At 44.1% G+C, this 26,042-nt stretch carries 20 protein-coding genes and 4 tRNA genes; 21 read left to right on the top strand and 3 right to left on the bottom strand.

Going from position 1 to position 26,042, the window contains the following annotated elements; all coding sequences use genetic code 11:
* Nucleotides 1-104 precede the first annotated feature (104 nt).
* Nucleotides 105-1,580, top strand: coding sequence for a ketol-acid reductoisomerase (gene ilvC / locus ACIH2S_RS18410; protein WP_108478777.1), 1,476 nt, complete (start codon nt 105-107; stop codon nt 1,578-1,580).
* Between the two features lie 480 nt (nt 1,581-2,060).
* Nucleotides 2,061-4,088: a DNA helicase Rep gene (rep, locus tag ACIH2S_RS18405; protein ID WP_108478778.1), complete on the top strand. Its 2,028-nt coding sequence runs from the start codon at nt 2,061-2,063 to the stop codon at nt 4,086-4,088.
* Nucleotides 4,089-4,152: 64 nt separating this feature from the next.
* Here the strand turns inward: rep and gppA are convergent, their stop codons facing one another.
* Nucleotides 4,153-5,655, bottom strand: coding sequence for a guanosine-5'-triphosphate,3'-diphosphate diphosphatase (gene gppA / locus ACIH2S_RS18400; RefSeq protein ID WP_036948798.1), 1,503 nt, complete (start codon nt 5,653-5,655; stop codon nt 4,153-4,155).
* A gap of 11 nt (nt 5,656-5,666) precedes the next feature.
* On the bottom strand, nt 5,667-6,953 hold the full coding sequence (gene rhlB / locus ACIH2S_RS18395) for an ATP-dependent RNA helicase RhlB (protein WP_036948801.1): 1,287 nt from the start codon (nt 6,951-6,953) through the stop codon (nt 5,667-5,669).
* Between the two features lie 117 nt (nt 6,954-7,070).
* On the opposite strand from rhlB, the gene trxA reads away from it, so the two are divergent.
* The 19 genes from trxA to ACIH2S_RS18300 all read left to right on the top strand — a co-directional run bounded on the left by trxA (nt 7,071) and on the right by ACIH2S_RS18300 (nt 24,863).
* Nucleotides 7,071-7,397: a thioredoxin TrxA gene (gene trxA / locus ACIH2S_RS18390; RefSeq protein ID WP_036948804.1), complete on the top strand. Its 327-nt coding sequence runs from the start codon at nt 7,071-7,073 to the stop codon at nt 7,395-7,397.
* A 564-nt stretch (nt 7,398-7,961) separates the two neighbouring features.
* Complete coding sequence (rho, locus tag ACIH2S_RS18385; protein WP_004915469.1) at nt 7,962-9,221, top strand: transcription termination factor Rho; 1,260 nt, start codon at nt 7,962-7,964, stop codon at nt 9,219-9,221.
* A gap of 551 nt (nt 9,222-9,772) precedes the next feature.
* Nucleotides 9,773-10,840: a UDP-N-acetylglucosamine--undecaprenyl-phosphate N-acetylglucosaminephosphotransferase gene (gene wecA, locus ACIH2S_RS18380; RefSeq protein ID WP_036948807.1), complete on the top strand. Its 1,068-nt coding sequence runs from the start codon at nt 9,773-9,775 to the stop codon at nt 10,838-10,840.
* Between the two features lie 29 nt (nt 10,841-10,869).
* Nucleotides 10,870-11,928: an ECA polysaccharide chain length modulation protein gene (wzzE, locus tag ACIH2S_RS18375; protein ID WP_272535503.1), complete on the top strand. Its 1,059-nt coding sequence runs from the start codon at nt 10,870-10,872 to the stop codon at nt 11,926-11,928.
* A 96-nt stretch (nt 11,929-12,024) separates the two neighbouring features.
* A complete protein-coding gene (gene wecB, locus ACIH2S_RS18370; protein WP_108478780.1) occupies nt 12,025-13,155 on the top strand; it encodes a non-hydrolyzing UDP-N-acetylglucosamine 2-epimerase in 1,131 nt (376 codons plus the stop codon).
* Nucleotides 13,152-14,414: a UDP-N-acetyl-D-mannosamine dehydrogenase gene (gene wecC, locus ACIH2S_RS18365; protein WP_036948818.1), complete on the top strand. Its 1,263-nt coding sequence runs from the start codon at nt 13,152-13,154 to the stop codon at nt 14,412-14,414. The genes wecB and wecC overlap by 4 nt, the downstream gene beginning before the upstream one ends.
* On the top strand, nt 14,405-15,478 hold the full coding sequence (rffG, locus tag ACIH2S_RS18360) for a dTDP-glucose 4,6-dehydratase (protein ID WP_181477694.1): 1,074 nt from the start codon (nt 14,405-14,407) through the stop codon (nt 15,476-15,478). Before wecC ends, rffG begins: the two co-directional genes overlap by 10 nt.
* An 8-nt stretch (nt 15,479-15,486) precedes the next feature.
* Nucleotides 15,487-16,368, top strand: a complete 882-nt coding sequence (gene rfbA, locus ACIH2S_RS18355) for a glucose-1-phosphate thymidylyltransferase RfbA (protein ID WP_036948820.1) — start codon at nt 15,487-15,489, stop codon at nt 16,366-16,368.
* Nucleotides 16,346-17,086 (top strand): dTDP-4-amino-4,6-dideoxy-D-galactose acyltransferase, encoded by a 741-nt coding sequence (gene rffC, locus ACIH2S_RS18350; protein WP_036948823.1) that lies wholly within the window; start codon nt 16,346-16,348, stop codon nt 17,084-17,086. Before rfbA ends, rffC begins: the two co-directional genes overlap by 23 nt.
* Nucleotides 17,073-18,203 carry a dTDP-4-amino-4,6-dideoxygalactose transaminase gene (gene rffA, locus ACIH2S_RS18345; protein WP_036948826.1) on the top strand — a complete coding sequence of 377 codons (1,131 nt, stop codon included), beginning with the start codon at nt 17,073-17,075 and terminating at the stop codon, nt 18,201-18,203. Before rffC ends, rffA begins: the two co-directional genes overlap by 14 nt.
* Complete coding sequence (wzxE, locus tag ACIH2S_RS18340) at nt 18,203-19,453, top strand: lipid III flippase WzxE (RefSeq protein WP_036948828.1); 1,251 nt, start codon at nt 18,203-18,205, stop codon at nt 19,451-19,453. The genes rffA and wzxE overlap by 1 nt, the downstream gene beginning before the upstream one ends.
* Nucleotides 19,450-20,532 (top strand): TDP-N-acetylfucosamine:lipid II N-acetylfucosaminyltransferase, encoded by a 1,083-nt coding sequence (locus ACIH2S_RS18335; protein ID WP_108478783.1) that lies wholly within the window; start codon nt 19,450-19,452, stop codon nt 20,530-20,532. Before wzxE ends, ACIH2S_RS18335 begins: the two co-directional genes overlap by 4 nt.
* Nucleotides 20,529-21,884 carry an ECA oligosaccharide polymerase gene (gene wzyE, locus ACIH2S_RS18330; RefSeq protein ID WP_154599723.1) on the top strand — a complete coding sequence of 452 codons (1,356 nt, stop codon included), beginning with the start codon at nt 20,529-20,531 and terminating at the stop codon, nt 21,882-21,884. Before ACIH2S_RS18335 ends, wzyE begins: the two co-directional genes overlap by 4 nt.
* 10 nt (nt 21,885-21,894) lie before the next feature.
* Entirely contained in the window at nt 21,895-22,632 is a 738-nt protein-coding gene (wecG, locus tag ACIH2S_RS18325; protein ID WP_430247833.1) for a lipopolysaccharide N-acetylmannosaminouronosyltransferase, read from the top strand.
* A 233-nt stretch (nt 22,633-22,865) separates the two neighbouring features.
* A complete protein-coding gene (thrP, locus tag ACIH2S_RS18320; protein WP_108478785.1) occupies nt 22,866-24,245 on the top strand; it encodes a bifunctional threonine/serine APC transporter ThrP in 1,380 nt (459 codons plus the stop codon).
* 164 nt (nt 24,246-24,409) lie between these two features.
* Nucleotides 24,410-24,486 (top strand) — tRNA-Arg (locus ACIH2S_RS18315).
* Nucleotides 24,487-24,565: 79 nt separating this feature from the next.
* Nucleotides 24,566-24,641 (top strand) — tRNA-His (locus tag ACIH2S_RS18310).
* Nucleotides 24,642-24,657: 16 nt separating this feature from the next.
* Nucleotides 24,658-24,743 (top strand) — tRNA-Leu (locus ACIH2S_RS18305).
* A 43-nt stretch (nt 24,744-24,786) separates the two neighbouring features.
* Nucleotides 24,787-24,863 (top strand) — tRNA-Pro (locus ACIH2S_RS18300).
* Nucleotides 24,864-25,645: 782 nt separating this feature from the next.
* Here ACIH2S_RS18300 and ACIH2S_RS18295 read toward each other — a convergent pair.
* On the bottom strand, nt 25,646-25,876 hold the full coding sequence (locus ACIH2S_RS18295) for a DUF4014 domain-containing protein (protein WP_006658197.1): 231 nt from the start codon (nt 25,874-25,876) through the stop codon (nt 25,646-25,648).
* Nucleotides 25,877-26,042: the final 166 nt, after the last annotated feature.

Raw genomic sequence — 26,042 nt, 5'->3', positions numbered from 1 at the left:
TCGCATATAGTAAATCCATAACTGCTCAATAATGAGCAACAGGTAACGAAGTTGCCTGATAATACGAACACAACAGAACACTGACCGAATAATGGAGTAAGACCATGGCGAATTATTTTAATACATTGAATTTACGTGAGCAGTTAGCGCAATTAGGCAAATGTCGTTTCATGAAACGCGAAGAATTTGCGGATGAAGCTGGCTATCTGAAAGGTAAAAAAATCGTCATCGTCGGTTGTGGTGCTCAAGGTCTGAACCAAGGTTTGAACATGCGCGATTCTGGCTTAGATATCGCTTATGCGCTGCGTCCAGAAGCAATCAACGAGAAACGTGCATCATGGCGTAAGGCGACAGAAAACGGTTTCAAAGTTGGGACTTATGAAGAACTGATCCCTGATGCAGATTTAATTGTTAACTTAACGCCAGACAAACAACACTCCACTGTTGTTCGTGCTGTTCAGCCAATGATGAAACAAGGCGCTGCGCTGGGTTATTCTCATGGTTTTAACATCGTTGAAGTGGGTGAAGAAATCCGTAAAGACATCACGGTTGTGATGGTTGCACCAAAATGCCCTGGTACCGAAGTTCGTGAAGAATATAAGCGTGGTTTCGGTGTTCCAACATTGATCGCAGTTCATCCTGAAAATGACCCGAAAGGCGAGGGGATGGCAATTGCGAAAGCATGGGCTGCAGCGACTGGCGGCCATCGTGCGGGTGTTTTGGAATCCTCTTTCGTTGCTGAAGTTAAGTCTGACTTAATGGGTGAGCAAACTATTCTGTGTGGTATGTTGCAAGCAGGTGCGTTACTGAGCTATGACAAAATGGTTGCTGATGGCGTAGAGCCAGGCTATGCAGGGAAATTAATTCAGTTTGGTTGGGAAACAATCACTGAGGCACTGAAGCAGGGCGGCATCACCCTGATGATGGATCGCTTATCTAACCCAGCGAAAATCCGTGCTTATGCATTATCAGAGCAACTGAAAACCATCTTAGCACCACTGTTCCAAAAACATATGGATGATATTATTTCTGGTGAGTTTTCATCAACAATGATGGCTGACTGGGCGAACAATGATAAAAACTTGCTGACATGGCGTGAAGAGACCGGTAAATCGTCTTTTGAAAATTACCCAGAGTTTGCAGGTAAAATCGCAGAGCAAGAGTATTTTGACCACGGTGTTCTGTTAGTTGCGATGGTTAAAGCGGGTGTTGAGTTAGCGTTCGATACCATGTTAGAAGCGGGTATCTTAGAAGAGTCAGCATACTATGAATCACTGCATGAGCTGCCACTGATTGCTAACACAATCGCACGTAAGCGTTTATATGAAATGAACGTCGTTATCTCTGATACTGCAGAGTACGGTAACTATCTGTTCTCATTTGCAGCAGTTCCAATGCTGAAAGAGTTTATGACCAAGTTACAAGCCGGTGATTTAGCGAAACCAGTTGCAGATAATGGAACAGATAACGCGCAATTACGTGATATCAACGAAGCTATCCGTAATCATCCTATCGAGAAGATCGGTAAGACTTTACGGGGGTATATGACGGATATGAAGAAGATTTCTAGCGCCAGCTAATTATCCTTCCCCTTTCACGCTCTAGGGGTGTCAGTTTCTTAAGATTACCCAAGTCACATACTCAATGTATGCTACTTGGGATAACCTAATTTTTCGTCACTTTTCGCGTGATAGGTGCGTTGGCTGAGCTCGGTTACCCAAGTCACATACTCAATGTATGCTCCTTGAGATAACCTAATTTTTCGTCACTCTTCGCGTGATAGGCGCGTTGGCTGCGCTCGGTTACCCAAGTCACATACTAATGTATGCTCCTTGGGATAACCTCCTTTGCCGCCTTCCTCTAACGCGAATAGTTTAGAAAAATGTATGGCTGTTATAAAAAACAAAAAACAGAAAGCAAACAAAACCACATCGCTCTGATGAATGATGTGGTTTTTTGTTTTTTATAAATAGGTAGGATCGTTGCTCAAGAGTTGGGTCGGTTTCTGCTACAATCTGTAGCGAATTCCTTTTTGAATAACTAAGTGATGCAGAGAAACCATGCGATTAAATCCTAGCCAGCAACAGGCAGTTGAATATGTAGATGGTCCGTGCCTTGTTTTGGCCGGGGCAGGCTCGGGCAAAACACGGGTTATTACCAATAAAATTGCGCATTTGATCCGCCATTGTGGCTATCAACCTCGGCAAATTGCGGCGGTGACATTTACCAATAAAGCCGCGCGCGAAATGAAAGAGCGTGTGGGGCAAACATTAGGTAAAAAAGAAGCCCGTGGGTTAATTATTTCCACATTCCATACTTTGGGACTGGAAATTATCAAACGTGAATATAAGGCGCTAGGGATCAAAGCCAATTTTTCTTTGTTTGATGACCAAGACCAAATGGCATTACTGAAAGAACTCACGTTTGATTTGCTTGAAGAAGATAAAGATCTTCTCCAACAATTGATCTCTGCGATCTCAAATTGGAAAAACGATCTTATTTCTCCTCAGCAAGTGGTTGGGCAAGCGAGAACGGAAAAAGAGCATCATTTTGCTGAGTGCTATCGCCGCTATGAGCTGCATTTAAAAAGTTGTAATGTCTTGGATTTTGATGACTTAATCAGCAAACCAACATTGCTGCTGTATCATAATGAAGAAGTTAGGGAGCGCTGGCAGCAAAAAATCCGTTATTTGCTGGTGGATGAATACCAAGATACGAACACCAGCCAGTATCAGTTAGTGAAATTGCTGGTGGGTAGCCGTGCCCGCTTTACCGTCGTTGGCGATGATGATCAGTCTATTTACTCTTGGCGTGGCGCAAGACCGCAAAACTTAGTATTACTCAGCCAAGATTTTCCAAAGCTGAATGTGATTAAATTGGAGCAAAATTACCGCTCATCAGGTCGTATTTTAAAAGCCGCTAATATTTTGATTGCCAATAACCCCCATGTCTTCGAGAAAAAATTATTTTCTGAATTGGGCTTCGGGGCGCCATTAAAGGTGCTGACAGCAAATAATGAAGACCATGAAGCGGAACGCGTGATTGGTGAATTAATTGCTCACCACTTTATTAATAAAACCCAATATAAAGACTATGCAATTTTGTATCGCGGTAATCATCAGTCGCGTATTTTTGAAAAAATGCTGATGCAAAACCGCATTCCTTACCGAATTTCAGGTGGAACATCATTTTTCTCGCGTCCTGAAATTAAAGATCTTTTAGCTTATTTGCGGGTGCTGACTAACCCTGAAGATGACAGCGCTTTTTTGCGCATTGTGAATACGCCACGCCGAGAAATTGGCCCTAAAACTATCCAAAAATTGGGAGAATGGGCGAATCAACGAGGCAAAAGCTTATATCACGCCAGCTTTGATTTAGGTCTGGAACAGACTTTAACAGGGAAAGGGTTGGAAGCGTTGCAACGTTTCACTCATTGGATGGAAGGGATAGTCCGGATTTCGGAGCGTGAACCGTTGATAGCGGTACGGGATCTTTTACGGGAGATGGATTACGAAAGCTGGTTGTACGAAACCTCTGCCAGTACCAAAGCCGCCGAAATGCGAATGAAAAACGTCAATCAATTGTTTACATGGATGAGCGAAATGATTGAAGGGGATGAGCTGAATGACCCAATGACGCTCAATCAGGTTGTCACTCGTTTTACATTGCGCGATATGATGGAACGTGGGGAAGATGATGAAGATTCAGATCAGGTTCAGTTGATGACATTGCATGCATCTAAAGGTCTTGAATTTCCTTATGTTTTTTTAGTTGGAATGGAAGAGGGATTATTACCTCATCAAAGTAGTATCGATGAAAATAATATTGATGAAGAGCGCCGACTGGCTTACGTGGGTATTACGCGAGCACAGCGAGAGTTATTCTTTACTCATAGCCGTGAGCGTCGCCAATACGGTGAACTGATCCGCCCTGAACTGAGCCGCTTTTTGATGGAATTACCGCAAGATGATTTGGTGTGGGAGCAGCAACGAAAAGTAGTTACTGCTGAAGAGCGAATGCAAAAAGGGCAGTCTGCTTTAGCGGATATCAAGGCACGCTTAGGGTTAAATAAGAAAACCGATCAGTAGCGAAAGAGTTTAAGAGAGTTCCCACTACAAGGTGGGAACCTATCATCACCAATTTAGAACGATATCAATTGGAGCTATTACGCTCTTCTAAGGCCAATTGCCAATTCACATACCCTTGCCACTGAACCTCTTGCTGTAAATTCTCAGCTCGTAAAGGGTGCTCCTCAAGCCAGCGGTACGGCAATGCGATGGTTAAATCCTGTCCATTAGCATTAAGGCGCAATGCTGGTAATGTATCATCACGTCTACGGCTGGCGAAAATAATGGCTAGTCGTAATAAACGGCATAATGCGTAAGTTTGCTGAATGGGTAGTGCATTTTGTTGGCTCAGGGAAGCGAGATCGATTTGACCTTGCTGGTTCTTGAGAAGAACAGCGAGAAAACGTTTTTGCGCGGGAGTGAAGCCTGGTAAATCAAGGTGAGTGATTAAATAGCTTGCGTGCTCTGGACCTTTGCGAAAATCAACACTCAGCCCAATTTCATGTAATGCACAAGCGCTGGATAACAAATCACGGCAACGGCTATCTAATTCCCACTCTTTGACTACTTGCAGGTAGAAATGTTCAGCAAGCTGACGCACGCGGGTAGCTTGCTCAATATCCACAAGGAAGCGTCGCTGAATATTGCGTAGCGTGCGTGCGCGAATATCTTGCTCAATAGGCAGTTCAAGCATGCCATACACTAAGCCTTCGCGAAGAGCGCCACCGGCTAATGTCATATTTTCGATATTCAGTGCTTTGAAAATCGCGATCAGAATCGATAAGCCACTCGGGAAAACGAGGGCACGTTCAAACGTGAGACCCTCGATTTCAAGCTCTTCCAATTTATGGCACTGGATAGCTTTGTGCTTCAGTTGCTGTAATTTACTCAGGGTGATGAGTTCATCCATCCCTTGAGCAATCATAATTTCCTGAATCGCCTGTACAGTGCCTGATGCGCCGACACAAATTTTCCACCCGTGATTTTTAAGGGCATCTGCGATAGGCGCAATGACGTGTTGAGCTGCTGCTTCGGCTTGAGCAAAGTTTTCTTCTGTTAGCGTTCTGTCGCTAAAGTAGCGTTCAAGCCAAGTTACACAACCCATTTCGAGGCTATAAAGTAACTGAGCTTTAGCGCCTGTACCGGTGACAAGTTCGGTGCTGCCGCCCCCGATGTCAACCACTAAGCGTTGCTCTGGACCGCCGGTTGTATGGGCGACGCCTTGATAAATCAAGCGAGCTTCTTCTTCTCCTTGGATCACTTTCACGGGATTTCCGAGGATCTGGCTGGCTTTCTCAATAAAAACATCGGCATTTTTGGCAAGGCGCAATGTCGCGGTTGCCACAACTCGAATTTGCGAGTTAGGAATATCTTGCAGATGTTCTGAGAAGAGACGCAGGCATTGCCAGCCTCGCTCCATGGCTTGCTCAGATAAAACATTATCTTTATCTAAACCCGCAGCCAGGCGAACTTTCCGTTTAACCCGAGAAATAATCTGAATGCTACCTGCGGTCTCGCGAACAACCAGCATATGAAAGCTGTTGGAACCCAAATCGATAGCAGCATACAGAGAAGAAGATTTCAGCATAGGGTATTTACTCAGCCTGCACGTTTATGGTTATTACGTGGGCCATTATGGCGACGCGGCGCATTAGAATTGCGGCGTGGACCACTTGGGCGCGGACGATGACGGCGTTTTGGTGCCGGCAGGTCGCTCAGCAGTGCATCACTGTTATATTTACTGACAGGGATAGAGTGCTGAATATACTCTTCGATTGCAGGTAAGTTTAGTGCGTATTCTTCACACGCTAAGCTGATAGAATTTCCGCTTTCACCCGCACGACCTGTACGTCCAATACGGTGTACATAGTCTTCGCAATCGTCAGGTAAATCATAGTTAAATACATGAGTTACTGATGGTATATGTAATCCACGAGCGGCAACGTCAGTCGCAACTAAGATATCAATTTGACCTTGAGTGAACTGATCTAAAATACGCAGACGTTTTTTCTGAGCGACATCGCCAGTCAATAAACCGACGCGGTGACCATCAGCTGCAAGGTGAGCCCAGATATCATCACAACGATGTTTCGTATTTGCGAAAATAATGCAACGCTCAGGCCACTCTTCTTCGAGTAGCGTTTGCAGCAGGCGCATTTTTTCTTCGTTGGATGGATAAAATAACTCTTCTTTAATACGGTGACCGGTTTTTTGTAGTGGTTCAACTTCCACATATTCCGGGCTGTTCATTTGTTCGAACGCTAATTCTCTAACACGGTAAGAGAGCGTTGCGGAGAACAATAAGTTGAGTCTGTCCGCTGCGCCAGGCATACGGCGGAATAGCCAACGAATATCTTTAATAAAACCGAGGTCATACATACGGTCAGCTTCATCCAAAACAACAACTTGGATAGCCGCTAAATCAACGTGACCTTGTTTTGCGTAATCAATAAGGCGACCCGTTGTTCCAATAAGGATATCAACGCCGTTTTGTAGTACGCGTAATTGTTCGTCATAGCCATCACCACCATAGGCTAGACCCATTTTCAAACCAGTGTACTCAGCGAGCTCTTTAGCATCGGAGTAGATCTGTACGGCTAATTCGCGAGTCGGAGCCATAATCAGCGCACGTGGCTGATTGGTTTTTTTCCCCTCAATTGCCGGGTGAGTTAAGAGAAAATGAAATGTAGACGTTAGGAATGCTAACGTTTTACCTGTACCTGTTTGTGCTTGCCCCGCAACATCTTTGCCTTCGACAGTATAAGGCAGGGTAGACGCCTGAATAGGCGTGCAAAAGTTGAAGCCTTTTTTATTAAGTGCTTCAATGACTTTTGGGTGCAATGCGAAGTCGGAAAACTTCTTTTCTGTCAAGTGTGCTTTACTCATAGTATGTTAGAATATCAGTTATCGGTTGGTTTACGAAAGCGTATCTTTTGAAATAAAGCATACTGCTGCCAATTAATGTTACACTATGTCTGTAAAAATGATCCTTTGGAGTACAACATGAGCGACAAAATTAAACATATTACTGATGCAAGTTTTGAGTCAGACGTTCTAAATGCAAGTTCACCTGTTTTAGTCGACTTCTGGGCTGCATGGTGTGGACCTTGTAAAATGATCGCGCCAATCCTTGATGAAGTTGCTGAAGAATATACAGGCAAAGTGACTATCGCAAAACTGAATATTGATGATAATCCAGCGACTGCCCCAAAATTTGGTATTCGCGGTATCCCTACACTGTTATTATTCAAAAACGGCAGTGTAGCTGCAACTAAAGTTGGTGCTTTATCTAAAACTCAACTGAAAGAATTTCTAGACGAAAATCTGTAAGTTATAGCTTTATATAAGCCAAAACGTTTAGCGGCGCATTTATTTTATATAGAGAGTCGCTAGACGTCCCCATTTAAGCATGATAAGTTATCCGCATTCCTCATAGAGTACCCGTAAGAATTACCTTGTTTGCCTTTGCTCTTTTCTGAAACGTCTAGCTTGCAGTTCTGTTCAATGCCAATTTTAGTTACTGATTATTAATATAAAGTTGATAATTCATGGTTGTATCACTGTGGCTTAAGTCTTGAGTAAAATAAATGGGCTGTATTAGGGATAAGATGTTGTCCTAAAATGTATAAAAAACTATTGCTAATATTGATTACGTTTCTAATAATATGCGGCATGTCATCTTGATGATTATAACGCTTTCGTTAGTCACAACACCTTCACAGCAATATTAGTTGTAGCTAGCACAAATTTTAATGCATTGTTGTTGGTTATGAGTCCATATCTATCAACAGGGCACTATAAAGTTAAACTGGCGCTTCATAGGTTCACTATAAAAGTTGCCTCCAATTTACGTTCATAGTTCGAGAAATACCCCGAGTTAAAGAACCCACCATTATGAATCTTACCGAATTAAAAAATACGCCAGTATCAGAACTGATTACGTTAGGCGAAAACATGGGGCTAGAGAACTTAGCCCGTATGAGAAAGCAGGATATTATTTTCTCAATTTTGAAGCAGCATGCTAAAAGTGGAGAAGATATTTTCGGCGATGGCGTACTGGAAATATTGCAGGATGGATTTGGTTTCCTCCGTTCAGCAGACAGTTCTTACCTCGCAGGCCCTGATGATATCTATGTTTCCCCTAGCCAAATTCGCCGCTTTAACCTACGCACCGGCGACACCATTTCAGGAAAAATTCGTCCCCCGAAAGAAGGTGAACGTTATTTTGCCCTCTTGAAAGTTAACGAAGTTAACTTTGACAAACCTGAAAACGCCCGCAGCAAAATCCTTTTTGAAAACTTAACCCCATTACATGCCAATAATCGTCTGCGCATGGAGCGTGGTAACGGTTCTACTGAAGATTTAACTGCGCGTGTATTGGACTTAGCCGCACCTATCGGCCGTGGACAGCGTGGTTTGATCGTTGCACCTCCGAAAGCGGGTAAAACCATGTTACTGCAAAATATTGCGGCTAACATTGCCCACAACTATCCTGACTGCGTATTGATGGTTCTGCTGATCGATGAGCGTCCAGAAGAAGTTACTGAAATGCAACGCTTAGTTAAAGGTGAAGTGATCGCTTCGACATTTGATGAGCCAGCTGCGCGTCACGTTCAAGTTGCTGAAATGGTTATCGAGAAAGCGAAACGTCTGGTTGAGCATAAAAAAGACGTTATCATTTTACTGGATTCTATTACTCGTCTTGCTCGTGCATACAACACCGTCGTACCTTCTTCAGGTAAAGTATTGACTGGTGGTGTGGATGCAAACGCATTACATCGTCCAAAACGTTTCTTCGGTGCTGCTCGTAACGTTGAAGAAGGTGGTAGCTTGACTATCATCGCAACCGCGTTAGTTGATACCGGTTCAAAAATGGATGAAGTAATTTACGAAGAATTTAAAGGAACAGGTAACATGGAATTACACCTGTCCCGTAAAATTGCTGAAAAACGTGTTTTCCCTGCGATTGATTACAACCGCTCTGGTACACGTAAAGAAGAGCTGCTCACCTCTCAAGATGAACTGCAAAAAATGTGGATCCTGCGTAAGATTATTCACCCAATGGGCGAAATCGATGCAATGGAATTCCTTATCAGCAAATTAGCTATGACTAAGACTAACGAAGAGTTCTTTGATTTTATGAAAAGAGCATAGTCTCGTTAGGATTATGAGTATAGAAATAGGCGCTCTAATTAGAGCGCCTATTTTTTTATCAATGAACTGTGAGTATTCACAAAACAATAGTCTTTATTATTTATCAACATGAGCATGAGTTACTTTATTTATGTGTAAAATAAAATAATTAACGGATACTAGCTTATTCACTAGAAGATGGTATTTTCTACATTAATTTTTATACTTAAGTAGAACCAATGGGTGATGTTTACTCGTTTAGATGGAAACAATCATAAATCATGGTTAACAAATCTGAGATTGTGTTTTATGGCATGCATCTTGCTTTATTAAAGGATAAAATCTTTAGGTTAAATTTGTCACACAAAACTGTTTATTTATGCTGAATTTGAGCTGTATGTTTTTTTCGGCATGTTTTGTGCATGTTAAAAACAAGAAAAATGTGTTTTAGCGTACGATTGATTTTTGTTCGAATACTGTGTGATGGACTTCTATCACAGCAACCAAAAGTTTTAGTGTTTAAAAGTTAGATAGAAATATAAGAGAGTAGAACAGTGGATAGCACACACTTTATGAGTAATCTCTTCTATGTCTTTTTGTTTACCTTAGCCTTTATTTTTGTCGCGCGTATCGTAGCTAAAAAAATTGGCTTGGTTGATAAACCGAATTTCAGGAAGAAACACGTAGGATTGGTTCCGCTGGTTGGGGGGATCTCTGTTTTCTTTGGCGTTTGCTTCGCGTTTATGATCACAGAAGAATATATTCCCCATAAGTGGCTATATATTGCTTGTGCGGGGCTCTTAGTGTTCGTTGGTGCACTGGATGATAGGTTTGACATCAGTGTGAAGTTACGTGCTGGAGTTCAAGCGATTGTCGCCGTGATAATGATGACTGCGGGTGGGCTGTCACTGGAATCTCTAGGCCATGCATTTGGTCCTTGGGAACTGGTACTTGGGCCATTTGGTTATATCGTCACCTTATTTGCCGTTTGGGCTGCGATCAATGCCTTCAACATGGTTGATGGTATTGATGGCCTGTTAGGCGGCTTGTCCTCGGTTTCCTTTGGTGCCCTTGGTTTCTTACTGTATCAAAATGGTAACTATGCGTTAGCGTTTTGGTGTTTTGCGTTTATAGCGGCTATCCTTCCTTATATCCTCATGAATATGGGTGTTTTAGGGCGTCGCTTTAAAGTGTTCATGGGTGATGCGGGAAGTACGTTGATTGGTTTTACCATTATTTGGATTTTGGTAGCATCAACACAAGAAGACGTTCATCCAATCAACCCAGTGACTGCATTATGGATTATTGCTATTCCGCTTATGGATATGGTGGCAATTATGTACCGCCGTATTCGTAAAGGTATGAGTCCATTTTCACCGGATCGTCAGCATATTCATCACTTGATTATGCGCTCAGGTTTTACCCCGAAAGGGGCATTTGTAATCATCACATTGGCTGCGGCAATTCTTGCGTGTATTGGTATTATTGGCGAGCGCCTTTCATTCGTTCCTGAATGGGTAATGTTGGCATTATTTTTGCTTGTATTTATGATGTATGGTTACTGCATCAAGCGAGCATGGAAAGTCGCCCGTTTTATCAAACGAATTAGACGTCGTGCGCGTAAGAGTGCGGTCCGGTAACGACAAACGAACTATAGAGGTTCTGTGCAGTGAATAACTCAGAAACGCAACCTAATCAACATCAAACCTCGCTTGAAGCGGAGTTAGATATTCGTGATTTATGCCGCTCACTGTGGCAGGGTAAAATTTGGATCGTCGCATGTGCAGTGATTTTTGCTGCGATTGCACTGGGAGCGTCCTATTTTATGCAGCCGAAGTGGAGCACAACGGCTATCACGGATTTACCAACTGTGAACAATCTGGGAAGTTATTATTCTCAGCAACAGTTTCTGCGCAACCTTGATTCTCGTATTAATGCGGTGGGGCAAGAAGGGCAATTACCAACGATTGCCAAAGAAGCTTATGAAGAATTTACCAAACAACTTGGTTCTTACGATACTCGCCGCCAATTTTGGTTAGGTACTGAGTATTATAAACAGCGTTTGGAGAATGATCCGAAAGCGGATGCGGCATTGTTGGATGAGCTAATCAACAATATCGAATATACGCCAGCTGATGCACTTAAAAACCCAACAGATAGCGTGAAGTTAGTGGCTGAGACAGCAACAGACAGCAACCAACTCTTACGTGAATATATTGAGTTTGCTAATCAACGCGCAACCACAAATTTGAATGATGAATTGAAAGGGACGTGGGCAACCAAAACCCAATCAATGAAAGCGTTAGTTAAACGTGAAGCGATGGTCGCAACGGCAGCGTATGATCGTCGTCTAAATAGCCTTGAACAAGCCCTAAAAGTAGCGGAAAAACAAGGCATTTTACGTAATCAAACGACCACGCCAGTGGATGAAATTCCCGACTCAAAAATGTTTATGTTAGGAGTTCCATTACTGCAAGCTCAAATTGAGACATTAAAAGCAACGGGTCCAGATTTTGATACGGATTATGATCAGAATGTGGCGATGTTATCGACGCTGAATGTTGAGCCTGTTCTTCAAGATAATTTCCATGCGTATCGTTATCTGCGAACGCCTGAAGATCCAATCAAACGCGATAGTCCGCGCAGAGCATTTATTACTGTTCTGTGGGGTGCAATTGGTATGTTAGTAGGTGCCGGAGTGGTACTGTCTCGCCGTCGCCCATCGTAATGTCATATTCGCCACCGGCGGCAAGGTCGGTGGCGAAATAGCATCATTAAAACTAAAGAAAGCAGTAAACTGCGAAGAAAATATAAGAGAGTCACTGTGAAAGTATTGACTGTATTCGGCACACGGCCTGAAGCCATTAAAATGGCTCCATTGGTTCATGCTCTTGCTGATGATGCAGACTTTGAAGCGAAAGTGTGTGTCACCGCTCAGCACCGTGAAATGCTAGATCAAGTACTGAACTTATTTGAGATCACGCCTGATTATGATCTCAACATTATGAAGCCAGGTCAGGATTTAACCGATATTACTTGCCGTATTCTGGAAGGATTAAAGGCAGTATTTGCGGATTTCCAACCCGATGTTGTCCTTGTGCACGGCGATACCGCCACAACAATGGCAACCAGTCTTGCGGCATTCTACCATCGCATCCCCGTTGGGCATGTTGAAGCTGGACTGCGCACAGGGAACCTCTACTCTCCATGGCCAGAAGAAGGTAACCGTAAAATTGCGGGGCACCTTGCTCAGTACCATTTTGCGCCGACAGAAAACTCGCGCCAAAACTTACTCAATGAATCCATTCCCGATAGCCATATTTTTGTGACTGGTAATACGGTCATTGATGCGCTGTTGTGGGTCAAAGAGAAGGTAATGGGTAACCAAAACATGATGGCTGAGTTAGCCGCAAATTACCCATTTATCGATCCAAATAAAAAAATGTTGCTTGTAACAGGTCACCGCCGTGAAAGTTTTGGTGGTGGTTTTGAGCGCATTTGCCATGCATTAGCGGATATCGCTCAAACTCATCCTGATGTTCAAGTGGTTTACCCTGTTCACTTAAACCCGAATGTGAGTGAGCCTGTAAAACGTATTCTGCATGGTATTGATAATATTATCTTAATTAGCCCTCAAGAATATCTGCCGTTCGTCTATTTGATGAACCACGCGTATCTGATTTTAACGGATTCCGGCGGTATTCAAGAAGAAGCGCCATCTTTAGGCAAGCCTGTTTTAGTTATGAGAGATACCACCGAACGCCCTGAAGCTGTTGATGCAGGAACAGTCCGTTTAGTGGGTACAGATACAAAAACCATTGTAAATGAAGTTAATCGGTTACTGACAGATGAAGCGGAATATCACGAAATGAGCCGCGCACATAACCCGTATGGTGATGGTCATGCTTGTCAGCGTATTCTTGCAGCATTAAAAAGCAATCAGGTGAAATTATGAGTTTTGAAACTATTTCTGTTATCGGCCTCGGTTATATCGGTTTACCAACAGCGGCAGCCTTCGCATCTCGTAAGAAGCAGGTTGTCGGCGTAGATGTCAACCAGCATGCTGTTGACACTATCAATCAAGGTAAAATCCATATTGTGGAACCTGAGCTGGACGTTGTGGTGAAAAAAGCAGTTGAAGAAGGTCACCTAAAAGCCTTCACCAAGCCACAACCCGCAGACGCATTCCTGATTGCTGTTCCGACACCATTCAAAGGTGAACATGAGCCTGATTTGGTGTACGTGAAAGCGGCAGCTGAATCTATCGCACCAGTCCTGAAAAAAGGTGATTTAGTGATTCTGGAGTCCACATCTCCAGTCGGTACGACTGAGCAAATGGCACAGTGGTTAGCAGCAGCTCGCCCTGATTTGACCTTCCCTCACCAAGCTGGTGAAGAAGCAGATATCGACGTGGCATATTGCCCTGAGCGCGTACTGCCGGGTCAAGTGATGGTTGAACTGATCAAAAACGACCGTGTTGTCGGCGGGATGACACCTAAATCTTCACTGCGTGCTAGCGAACTGTATAACATCTTCTTAGAAGGTGAGTGTGTAATCACTAACTCAAGAACAGCTGAAATGTGCAAGTTAACGGAAAACAGCTTCCGTGACGTCAATATCGCATTTGCTAACGAATTATCGCTGATTTGTGCAGACCAAGATATCAATGTTTGGGAACTGATTAGCCTTGCAAACCGTCACCCTCGCGTGAACATTTTGCAACCGGGCCCAGGCGTTGGTGGTCACTGTATCGCAGTAGATCCATGGTTTATCGTGGCACAAAGCCCAAAACAATCTCGTTTAATCCACACTGCGCGTTTAGTTAACGATGGCAAGCCAATCTGGGTTGTTGATCAAGTGAAAGCCGCAGTGGCTGATTGCTTAGTGGAAACTGGCAAAAAAGCGAATGAAATCAAAATCGCATGTTTCGGTTTATCGTTCAAACCAAACATCGATGACCTGCGTGAAAGCCCAGCAATGCACATCACCAAAATGGTTGCGAACTGGAACCCAGGTAAAACATTTGCAGTTGAACCACATATTCACGAATTACCAACTGCACTGAAAGGTATTGCGGAGCTGGTTTCTATTGAAACTGCTGTGAGCGAAGCGGATGTGATCCTGATGTTAGTCGACCATAACCTGTTTAAAGGTATCCAAGGTTCTGCTATCCCACAAAAATGGGTTGTGGATACAAAAGGAGTATGGCGTTGAAACGTATTTTAATTACAGGTGGAGCCGGCTTTATCGGCTCTGCTGTTGTTCGTCATGTGATTGAAAACACAAAAGATCACGCGATTGTGGTTGACTGTTTAACCTACGCGGGCAATTTGGAATCATTAGCGGAAGTCGCCAATAGCGAGCGCTACGCTTTTGAACAAGTGAACATTTGTGACCGCGCTGCATTGGATAAAGTGTTTGCTGAACACAAGCCTGATGTTGTGATGCATTTAGCGGCAGAAAGCCACGTTGACCGCTCAATTGATGGTCCAGCGGCATTTATCGAAACCAACATAGTGGGTACTTACACACTGTTAGAAGCGGCTCGTCATTACTGGTCTGCACTTGAAGATAGTAAAAAAGCGGCTTTCCGTTTCCATCACATTTCAACCGATGAAGTGTATGGTGACTTGGAAGGTCCAGATGGCTTCTTTACGGAAACTACACCGTATGCACCAAGCAGCCCATATTCAGCCTCAAAAGCGTCCAGCGACCATTTAGTGCGTGCGTGGCAGAGAACGTATGGTTTACCGACCATGATCACCAACTGCTCAAATAACTATGGTCCTTATCACTTCCCTGAGAAGTTAATCCCATTGATTATTTTGAATGCGATTTCCGGCAAGCCGCTGCCAGTGTATGGCAAAGGTGAGCAAATTCGCGACTGGCTGTTTGTGGAAGACCATGCCCGTGCGCTGCATTTAGTGGCCACTCAAGCACAGCCGGGGTCAACCTACAATATTGGCGGTCATAACGAGCGTCGTAATATTCAAGTGGTTGAAACAATTTGTGAATTACTTGAAGAACTGCACCCGCAGAAACCTCAAGGGGTTGCTCATTACCGCGACTTAATCACGTATGTGAAAGATCGTCCTGGTCACGATATGCGCTACGCCATTGACGCCGATAAAATTGAGCGTGAATTAGGCTGGACACCTGAAGAGACGTTTGAATCCGGGATCCGTAAAACGGTTCTGTGGTATTTAAACAACGAAACTTGGTGGCGTCGTGTGCAAGATGGCTCCTATGCCGGTGAACGTCTGGGCTTAGGCAGCTAGGAGGCAATATGAAAGGTATTATTCTGGCTGGTGGCTCGGGAACGCGTTTGCACCCGATCACTCGCGGCATTTCAAAACAGTTGCTGCCGATTTATGACAAGCCAATGATCTACTATCCGCTGTCAGTGTTAATGCTGGCAGGGATCCGCGAAATTCTAGTGATTTCGACGCCGGATGATTTGCCAATGTTCCAGCGTTTGCTGGGCGACGGTCATGAGTTTGGTATCGAATTGAGCTACGCGGAACAGCCTTCTCCAGATGGGCTGGCTCAAGCGTTTATCATTGGTGAAGAGTTCATTAATGGGGACTCTTGCTGCTTAGTGCTGGGCGATAACATTTTCTTCGGTCACTCATTCAGCCCTAAATTAATGTCAGTCGCGGCACGCCAAAAAGGCGCGACAGTATTCGGCTACCAAGTCATGGATCCTGAGCGTTTTGGTGTGGTGGAATTTGATGACAATTTCAAAGCGTTGTCTATCGAAGAAAAACCAAAACAACCAAAATCAAACTGGGCAGTAACGGGTTTATATTTCTATGATAACCAAGTGGTTGATTTTGCTAAACAAGTAAAACCTTCTGAGCGCGGTGAATTAGAAATTACCTCTATCAACCAAATGTATTTAGAGCGCGGCGAGCTTAGTGTTGAGCTGCTTGGTCGTGGATTCGCTTGGTTAGATACGGGAACTCATGACAGCTTAATTGAAGCTGGAACATTTGTTCAGACCGTTGAGAAACGCCAAGGCTTTAAAGTGGCTTGTTTAGAAGAGATTGCATGGCGCAATGGCTGGTTATCAGACGACCAAGTTAAAGAAGCCGCAACTCGCCTGAATAAAACAGGCTATGGCAAATATTTAGAGGACTTACTTCGTGTCCGTCCGCGCCAATATTGATCCCCTAGATTGGGAATCTGATTTTTTCAAACGTTCAACGGCGAAACTGGATTTCGCCGCGACTGATGCGCAAATTATTCTTTCTTATCAATTGGATAAGTTTGATATTGTGCAAGCGAAAGTCGCGGCATCCGAAACAGCTAAAATCGATGAACTTGCCAGTATGGGATTCAGTTTTGTTGAAGGCGAAATTGATTTTGCGTTAACTATTGGCACAGAAAATGCTTATCTAAACACAGCGTTATCAGAGACGGATAATGTGGTTGTTGCACAAACAGGGGATATTGTTTCTCTGCGCGACACCGCGGCCTCTGTGTTTAGTAACAGCCGCTTTAGAACCCCTTGGTACCATGAAGGGGACAGCGGTCGGTTTTATGCATTATGGATAGAAAAAGCCGTTCTCGGCACCTTTGACCACACCTGTTTACTCCTTAGAGATAATGCAGGTGATATTTTAGGTTTCGTTAGCCTACGCAGCCTTGATGCAAATACAGCGCGAATTGGGCTGTTAGCGGCAACGCCAAGTGCAGCAGGACGCGGTATCGGTCGGAAATTAATGTCAGCAGCGTATCAGTGGTGTGTGCAACACCAAAAAAGACAGTTAAATGTTGCCACACAAATGAGCAATGTTGCGGCGTTAAATCTTTATTCACGTAGCGGTGCGGCTATCGCCAGCACAGCATATTGGTTATACAGGGGACAACATGATTCCATTTAATAAACCACCCGTTGTAGGTACTGAAGTTGAGTATATGAAGCAGGCCATGGCAAGTGGCAAACTGTGCGGGGATGGTGGTTTCACTAAGCGTTGTGAAGAGTGGATGGAGAAACGTTTTAACTGTCCGAAGGTCCAGTTAACGCCGTCTTGCACCGCTTCATTAGAAATGGCAGCGATCCTGATTGATATTAAGCCAGGCGATGAAGTCATCATGCCAAGCTTTACCTTCGTATCGACCTCTAACGCATTCGTGTTACGTGGCGCTAAAATTGTGTTTGTGGATATTCGTCCAGATACGATGAATATCGATGAAACCAAAATTGAAGCGGCAATCACTGATCGTACACGTGCAATTGTTCCTGTTCACTACGCAGGCGTGGCTTGCGAAATGGACACCATCATGGCGATTGCGAAGAAACACAATTTATTTGTGATTGAAGACGCAGCGCAAGGCGTGATGTCCACCTATAAAGGTAAAGCACTGGGTACTATCGGTCATATTGGTTGCTATAGTTTCCATGAAACCAAAAACTACTCTTCGGGTGGTGAAGGTGGTGCGACCTTAATCAATGATAAGGCGTTGATTAACCGCGCAGAAGTGATCCGCGAAAAAGGTACAAACCGCAGTCAATTTTTCCGTGGTCAAGTGGACAAATACACTTGGCGTGACATCGGTTCAAGCTACCTGTTATCTGACTTACAAGCAGCCTATTTATGGGCGCAGTTAGAAGAAGCAGACAAAATCAACGAACGTCGCTTACTGCTGTGGGATCGCTATTATCAAGCGTTACAACCACTGGTGGCTGCCGGTCGCTTAGTGTTAGCAACCGTACCGGAAGATTTGAAACATAATGCTCATATGTTCTATATCAAACTCAAAGATGTGGAAGAGCGCACAGCGTTCAATGAGTATATGAAATCCCATGGTATTTTGACGGTGTTCCATTATGTGCCACTGCACACCAGCCCTGCTGGACTGGAATTCGGCTATTTCCACGGTGAAGACAAATACACCTCGGTTGAAAGTGACCGTTTAGTGCGCCTGCCAATGTTCTACAACATGACAGACGACGAGCAACAAGTGGTTATTGAGCGAATCAAAGCGTTCTTTGCCTAATGTCACTCGCTAAAGCATCGGTTTGGACTGCTGGGTCTACCCTGATTAAAATCGGGGTGGGCCTGTTGATCGTGAAATTATTTGCAGTCTCATTTGGCCCGAGTGGTGTGGGTCTGGCGGGGAACTTCCGCCAATTAATTACGGTGCTAGGCGTATTGTCTGGTGCTGGGATCTTCAATGGCGTCACAAAATATGTGGCAGAACACCATCAAGATCCGCAGAAATTACGGGCTGTGCTGGGAACGTCTTCAACGATAATCCTCGGATTTTCAACGTTACTGGCGATTATTTTCTTGCTATGTAGCGCCCCTATCAGTGCTGCACTATTTGATACTGAGCAATACAGTGGCGTGATCCGCATGGTTGCCTTGATTCAAATGGGTATCGCGTATGCGAACTATTTCTTGGCGATTTTGAAAGGTTACCGAGACGCTGCTGGGAATGCGACGGCCATCATTTTTGGTAGCATAATCGGCGTAGTCGCCTATTATTTATGCTATCTGATGGGAGGTTATGATGGCGCACTTGCAGGGCTAGCATTGGTACCCGCTTTAGTGGTATTGCCTGCGGTTGGGATGATTATTCGACGTAAACAATTTGCGTTGTCATCACTAAAACCCGCATGGGATAAAGCTATTGCCACTAATTTAGGTAAGTTCACCATCATGGCAATGCTCACGGCAATCACACTGCCTGTTGCCTATATCATGATGCGAAATTTATTGGCACAGACTTATAGCTGGGATGAAGTGGGATTATGGACGGGCGTTACCACGATTTCGGATGCCTATTTACAATTCATCACAGCAACATTTTCGGTATATTTACTGCCCACGCTGTCCCGTTTACAGCATAAAAATGAAATTTCTGCCGAAATTGTTAAGGCATTGAAGTTTGTATTACCGGCTGTTGCCGCCGTGAGCTTTACGGTTTGGCTGCTGCGTGATTTTGCGATTTGGCTGCTGTTCTCAAAAGAGTTTACAGGGATGAGAGACCTGTTTGCTTGGCAGCTGGTCGGCGATGTATTGAAAGTGGGTGCTTACGTCTTTGGTTATCTCGTCATCGCGAAAGCAGCGCTACGTTTTTATGTTCTTACGGAAGTTAGCCAATTTGTTCTGTTAACGGGCTTTGCCCATTGGTTTATTCCTGAACATGGCGCGGTGGGGGCGACACAAGCCTATATGGCGACCTATATCGTATATTTTACTCTCTGTTGTTGCGTATTTTTGATCTACCGTAGGCGAGCATGACAACCTTAATACATGTACTGGGATCTGATCTCCCGCATCATAATCAGACGGTTTTAACGTTTTTTAATAACGTTATTTGCCAAGAGATGGCACCGTCACAAAAGCCGCATTTTATGGTGGTGAGCCAGGATGCGCAGCTTGCTGCTGCCTATCCGATGCTTGAAATTGAAGTTTTTGACAGCAAACAATCTATTGCAGATAGCGTTATTCGTCGCGCGAAAGCGGAGCGTCGTACACGCTTTTTCTTCCATGGGCAATTTAATGCGCCAATTTGGTTAGCACTGCTTTTTGGCAAGATAAAATCCCATCAATTCTGGTGGCATATTTGGGGCGCTGATCTCTATGAAGAATCTAGCTCACTGAAATTCAAGCTGTTTTATATTCTACGTCGTCTGGCTCAAAAAAAAGTGGGGCACGTTTGTGCAACACGGGGAGATTTGTGCCATTTTCAGCAGTCGAATCCTAATGTGCCATCGTCGGTTCTCTATTTCCCGACGCGTATGGATCCGGCATTGACGCTAAACGAACGTCAGCCTCGTGAGGGCGAGCAATTAACTATCCTGCTCGGTAACTCAGGTGACCGCTCTAATCGTCATGTGGAAGCGCTGAGCGCGATTAAACAGCAATTTGGTGACAAGGTGAAGGTGATAGTCCCGATGGGCTACCCAGCGAATAACCAAAACTATATTGCCGAAGTTGAGCAAGCAGCACAAAGCGAATTCCCTCAGGGGCAGGTGGATATTCTTAAAGAACGTATGGCGTTCGATGATTACCTGAATTTGCTGAAAACCTGCGATCTTGGCTACTTTATTTTTAATCGCCAACAAGGGGTTGGAACGGTTTGTTTGCTTATTCAGTTCTCTATTCCTTTTGTCATTAGTCGCCAAAATACCTTCTGGCAAGATTTAACAGCGCAGAATGTCCCAGTCTTTTTCTATGGTGATGAGCTGACTCTGCCATTAGTGGATGAAGCACAACGCCAAATGAATTCGCTGAATAAACAGCATATTGAATTCTTTGCGCCTAACTTTACTGATGGCTGGAAACAGATCCTCAGCATTGCGGAGGCGAAAGCATGACATTGCTTGAATTGGGTGGCTTAGCGCTTATCTACCTAATCTCTATTATCTTTATCGGCACGCTGATGTATAAAGAGTTTTTGCGCGTGCGCTTTAATTTTAATATTTTCTTTACCTTATTGTATTTGCTGACGTTTTACTTCGGATTCCCGCTGACTTGTGCATTGGTTTTCCAGTTTGACGTGGCAATCGTCCCCGCAGATTACTTGATGTATGCCATGTTGGCGTCAACCAGCTTCTACGCCATTTACTACGTGACGTACAAAACGCGTTTAACTAAGCGCGTGGATACCCAGCGTCGCGCCGTATTTAGTATGAATAAGGTGGAAACCAATCTGACCTGTCTACTGCTGATTGCCGTGGCGGTGGTTACTGTAGGCATTTTTTTCATGGATAACGGTTTCTTGCTGTTTAAGTTGAAATCCTATAGCCAGATATTCTCCAGTCAGGTGTCGGGCGTGGCATTGAAGCGCTTTTTCTACTTCTTTATCCCTGCAATGCTGATTGTTTATTTCTTGAAACCCACACAAAAACGCTGGATTTTCTTCCTGATTAGCACGGTTTCATTCGGTTTCTTAACTTATGTGATTGTAGGCGGAACCCGTGCCAACATTATCTTAGCATTTGCCCTGTTCCTATTTATCGGGATTGTCAGAGGCTGGATCACGCTTTGGATGCTGGCAGCGGCGGGTGTGGCAAGTATTGTTGGGATGTTCTGGTTAGCTCTCAAGCGTTACGGTCTTGATGTGAGCGGTGCCGAAGCGTTTTACACCTTCTTGTATCTAACTCGCGATACGTTCTCGCCATGGGAAAACTTAGGATTATTGCTCAGCTATTATGACCAAATGGAATTCCAAGGTTTAGCGCCGATTATCCGTGATTTCTATGTGTTTATTCCAGCATGGGTATGGCCTGAACGCCCTGATACGGTATTAAACTCGGCTAACTATTTTACCTGGGAAGTGCTGAATAACCATTCTGGGTTAGCGATTTCGCCTACGTTAATTGGCTCGCTGGTGGTCATGGGGGGCGTGCTGTTTATCCCGCTGGGCGCTATCGTGGTGGGCATGATCATTAAATGGTTTGATTGGATTTATGGGTTAAGTCTAAAAGAATCCAACCGTTACAAGGCTGCGATTATGCAGGCATTTTGTTTCGGCGCCATCTTCAACATGATTGTATTAGCTCGTGAAGGGGTCGATTCCTTTGTCTCGCGCGTAGTCTTTTTCTGCTTAGTCTTCGGGCTATGTTTAGTGTTAGCTAAATTACTGTACTGGTTATTTGAAAGTGCCGGTCTTATTCGTACCAAAGCCGCTTTATATTTAAAAAGTGGTCAACGGGAAAGCCGTTAAAAGGAGCATCATGGAACAGTCGTCAATTCCTCAATATAGCATCAGAGGTCATAATATTTGGGGCTTTAAAAACATGGCCCATTTCTTGGACTATCTGTTTGCTGACGGTAAGACCAAAACAGGCACATTAGTGGCTATCAACGCAGAGAAAGTGATGATCGCAGAGCAAGATACTGCGCTGAATACCTTATTAGGGCAGGCGGAATACCTTTATGCCGATGGGATCAGCATTGTGCGTGCTATTCGCCGTAAATATCCAAAAGCCGAGGTTTCTCGTGTGGCAGGTGCCGATTTATGGGAAGGCTTAATGGAGCGCGCAGGAAAAGAAGGCACCCCAGTATTTTTAGTGGGCGGCAAGCCAGAAATTCTTGAGCAGACTAAAGTGAAGCTACGCGCACAATGGAATGTCAACATTGTGGATTCCCAAGATGGCTACTTTACGGCAGAAGATCGCAGTGCGCTGTTTGAGCGTATTCACGCGAGCGGTGCCAAGATTGTGACCGTGGCGATGGGCTCTCCTAAGCAAGAAATCTTTATGCGTGATTGCCGTGTTGTGCATCCTGATGCTTTGTATATGGGCGTCGGTGGAACTTATGATGTGTTCACCGGGCATGTTAAGCGTGCGCCTAAAGTCTGGCAAAACTTAGGGCTAGAATGGCTGTATCGCTTACTTTCCCAACCAACACGAATTAAACGACAGTTTAAATTGCTGAAGTTTTTAGGCTACTACTACGGTGGTAAGCTTTAAGCGCTTTTCCGACTGAATAGACCCGCATTATGCGGGTCTATTTATTTCTGGCGCCCCCATTCTATCTTCAAATATACCTACAATTGTTCAAAAATAGATGCAACCTAAGGGATCTCACGGTATCTTGGGGGATTGTATTTTTTATTTTATTTTCGACAACCAGCCGCGATGACTAAAAAGTTATGGCTATTAGAGCTGCGAATATCGAATGGTTATTATCGACAGGGGAAATTATGGATAAGCCACAGCAAGGTCTTCAGCGAGGGCTAGAAGCCCGTCATATTGAGCTGATTGCTTTGGGCGGGACAATTGGGGTTGGGCTATTTATGGGCTCAGCGAGTACGTTGAAGTGGGCGGGACCATCCGTATTGTTGGCGTATATTATCGCAGGGTTATTTGTCTTCTTCATCATGCGTTCTATGGGCGAAATGCTCTTTCTGGAGCCAGTCACTGGTTCATTTGCTTCATTTGGTTATAAATATTTAAGTCCTTTTTGGGGATGTTTAACCGCGTGGGGTTATTGGTTTATGTGGGTCGCGGTTGGAATTTCAGAGATAACTGCAATAGGGGAATATGCAAAGTATTGGTTCCCTGATGTGCCCCAGTGGATATTTGCGATGGTTGCCGTTGCGTTGGTGGCACTGGCAAACCTCGCCGCAGTAAGGCTATACGGCGAGCTAGAATTCTGGTTTGCGATGATCAAAGTGACCACGATTGTGGTGATGATTTTGATTGGCTTGGGGCTAATTTTCTTTGGTCTTGGCAATAATTTCGAGCCGATTGGATTGGCTAACTTGACCGAGCATGGCGGATTCTTCGCTGGCGGCTGGAAAGGTTTCTTATTTGCGTTGTGTATCGTGGTGGCATCTTATCAAGGAGTTGAGCTCGTCGGGATCACCGCAGGAGAAGCCAAAAACCCACAAGTGACACTGAAAAAAGCCATCAATAATATTCTGTGGCGCATTCTTATTTTCTATGTCGGCGCCATTTTTATTGTGGTGACGCTGTTCCCGTGGACAGAAGTCGGGCAACAAGGCAGCCCGTTTGTGATGACATTCGCTAAAGTGGGGATTGTCTCGGCAGCGGCGGTAATTAACTTTGTGGTGCTCACTGCAGCATTGTCTGGCTGCAATAGCGGCATGTACAGCGGCGGGCGTATGTTATACGCGCTGGCGCAAAATAAGCAGTTACCGAGTGGACTATTAAAACTGACGAAAAACGGCGTTCCGGCGCGTTGTGTCGGTTTTACTATCTTATGCTTGGTTGCAGGGTCGAGCTTGAACTATATCATTCCAAACCCTGAACAGGTATTTGTGTATGTATATAGTGCAAGCGTCTTGCCAGGAATGGTGCCTTGGCTAGTGATCTTGACCAGCCAGCTACGTTTTCGTAAGCAGAACCAGCAGCAGATGGCAGGGCATACGTTTAAATCGATTCTGTTTCCATGGGTGAACTACGCCACGCTGCTGTTTTTAGCCTGTGTGCTGGTGGGGATGGCGATTAACCCAGAAACGCGTTTGTCACTGATTGTAGGGGCTATCTTTTTATTGACGGTTTCCGGGCTTTATTTTGTGATCCGCAGCTTTAGTCGCCATGATAAAAGCCCATCGTAAAAATATTTTGTGGGTAAAATTTCATCTAATAGACGAGAAAGAGGGAAAAAATGCTCTCTTTCTCGACGAAATGGATAAAAGGCAAGCAATCGATAATTTTATTGAAAAAAGGACTAGACAGCAGGGGGATAAATCCGTACTATCCTCTCCCGCAACGGCGTTAAGCGCCCGTAGCTCAGCTGGATAGAGCGCTGCCCTCCGGAGGCAGAGGTCTCAGGTTCGAATCCTGTCGGGCGCACCATCAAAAGGTGACAAGCTACGGTGGCAAAATAAAGTTGTATGTAGTAGTATGACAACACTTTGAAATAAGTGAAGTTATGGTGGCTATAGCTCAGTTGGTAGAGCCCTGGATTGTGATTCCAGTTGTCGTGGGTTCGAGTCCCATTAGCCACCCCATTTTTTTTGTGACATTGCGAGGGTGGCGGAATTGGTAGACGCGCTAGCTTCAGGTGTTAGTGTCCTATGGACGTGGGGGTTCAAGTCCCCCCTTTCGCACCACGAAAAAAATGATATCGAGTTACTGCCTTAAGCAGTTAAATTTCGGCGAGTAGCGCAGCTTGGTAGCGCAACTGGTTTGGGACCAGTGGGTCGGAGGTTCGAATCCTCTCTCGCCGACCAATTTAAAGAACCCCGCTCAATCGAGCGGGGTTTTTGCATTTTAAAACCGTAACCATTTCTAACCTGATTATTTTCCTTTCCGTATTCTTATCTTCTTATCTTCTTATCTTTATCCATGAATCTGTTTTTTTATTATCTTTATTCTTAATATCTCAGGCATCGCTTTTAACAAGAATGGTTCTTATCTGAATGTGCTTATAACGTTATGTTTTTTATGAATAAAAATATTTGTCTCAGATCCGATACAAACCCCTATTTCCATGTCGTCAAAAAGAGACATTTTACTGATTGATTTATATGGAGAAATTAATAGGCATTCTAAGCTGTCTCTAAATTGAGACAAAATAGCTGAATCGAACAGAATGGGATTTGGTAAGAGTGAGGTGTTAAAAAATCACAATAAGTAAGAAATAAAAATATCGTTTAGAAGCAGGGGAGTTACGAGGTTAAGAATAGAAAAACGTGCAGCGATATAAAAGTTGGCATGCATTCTGCATTATCTATTATGTAGATGCTCATCCCACTTATTATGACAGCCTAGCTTCATAAACCCAGGGATGACGCAAAGCCGATTATCGGTGCCTATTGTCCAATTTAGATGATCAAGAGCTAATCCTCTTACCATCAGCGAACGGGCGAAACGTTGAGTGAGGCACCATCCGTCTGTAGACCTGATTGTTATTTACACCTGCTTCGGCAGGTGTTTTTTTTTGTATCAATCTTGGGTTGTCATGTTCTTTCCTAACCTGATGAGCATTAGGAAAGAAACGTTATCTTCTCGCTTACGCTTTTTTCTCTTTGCTTAACCACTTGCTGATCCAGCGAGTCACATAGGTATAGGCAATAATAATAAAGGTAATAATAAAGATATCTTTATTCAGATCGGCGGTATTGAAGCCAATGATCGAAATAAAAATAAACGGGGATAAAATCAGAAGTAGCAGGTCAAAAAAGATCTGTAAACGATTTTGGCTCGCTACAATCCAACGCCAGAGAGTTTTCACTACATTCATATCTTTATCCTGAATTCATTCAAAACGAAAATGTATACGATTATTTATACACTATGTGACCCTTTTATAACATAGCAATATGCGGTTTGCCTCGATTCGCTAAAAGTGACGCTCTCAAAGACTATCTTTTTGAGATAAATAGTAAAGATCCAAATCGTAGATATAA

It is taken from the genome of Providencia lanzhouensis, from assembly GCF_050469745.1.
Taxonomy (GTDB): domain Bacteria; phylum Pseudomonadota; class Gammaproteobacteria; order Enterobacterales; family Enterobacteriaceae; genus Providencia; species Providencia lanzhouensis.
The sequence above is the reverse complement of the archived record's forward strand: the minus strand, read 5'-3'. Positions and strand labels throughout refer to the sequence as shown.

Bases quoted from the DNA above. Each gene is read 5' to 3' on its own strand.
- ilvC (WP_108478777.1), top strand. From the start codon at position 105: ATGGCGAATTATTTTAATACATTGAATTTACGTGAGCAGTTAGCGCAA.
- rep (WP_108478778.1), top strand. From the start codon at position 2,061: ATGCGATTAAATCCTAGCCAGCAACAGGCAGTTGAATATGTAGATGGT.
- gppA (WP_036948798.1), bottom strand. From the start codon at position 5,655: ATGCTGAAATCTTCTTCTCTGTATGCTGCTATCGATTTGGGTTCCAAC.
- rhlB (WP_036948801.1), bottom strand. From the start codon at position 6,953: ATGAGTAAAGCACACTTGACAGAAAAGAAGTTTTCCGACTTCGCATTG.
- trxA (WP_036948804.1), top strand. From the start codon at position 7,071: ATGAGCGACAAAATTAAACATATTACTGATGCAAGTTTTGAGTCAGAC.
- rho (WP_004915469.1), top strand. From the start codon at position 7,962: ATGAATCTTACCGAATTAAAAAATACGCCAGTATCAGAACTGATTACG.
- wecA (WP_036948807.1), top strand. From the start codon at position 9,773: ATGAGTAATCTCTTCTATGTCTTTTTGTTTACCTTAGCCTTTATTTTT.
- wecC (WP_036948818.1), top strand. From the start codon at position 13,152: ATGAGTTTTGAAACTATTTCTGTTATCGGCCTCGGTTATATCGGTTTA.
- rffG (WP_181477694.1), top strand. From the start codon at position 14,405: ATGGCGTTGAAACGTATTTTAATTACAGGTGGAGCCGGCTTTATCGGC.
- rfbA (WP_036948820.1), top strand. From the start codon at position 15,487: ATGAAAGGTATTATTCTGGCTGGTGGCTCGGGAACGCGTTTGCACCCG.
- rffA (WP_036948826.1), top strand. From the start codon at position 17,073: ATGATTCCATTTAATAAACCACCCGTTGTAGGTACTGAAGTTGAGTAT.
- wzxE (WP_036948828.1), top strand. From the start codon at position 18,203: ATGTCACTCGCTAAAGCATCGGTTTGGACTGCTGGGTCTACCCTGATT.
- ACIH2S_RS18335 (WP_108478783.1), top strand. From the start codon at position 19,450: ATGACAACCTTAATACATGTACTGGGATCTGATCTCCCGCATCATAAT.
- wzyE (WP_154599723.1), top strand. From the start codon at position 20,529: ATGACATTGCTTGAATTGGGTGGCTTAGCGCTTATCTACCTAATCTCT.
- wecG (WP_430247833.1), top strand. From the start codon at position 21,895: ATGGAACAGTCGTCAATTCCTCAATATAGCATCAGAGGTCATAATATT.
- thrP (WP_108478785.1), top strand. From the start codon at position 22,866: ATGGATAAGCCACAGCAAGGTCTTCAGCGAGGGCTAGAAGCCCGTCAT.
- ACIH2S_RS18295 (WP_006658197.1), bottom strand. From the start codon at position 25,876: ATGAATGTAGTGAAAACTCTCTGGCGTTGGATTGTAGCGAGCCAAAAT.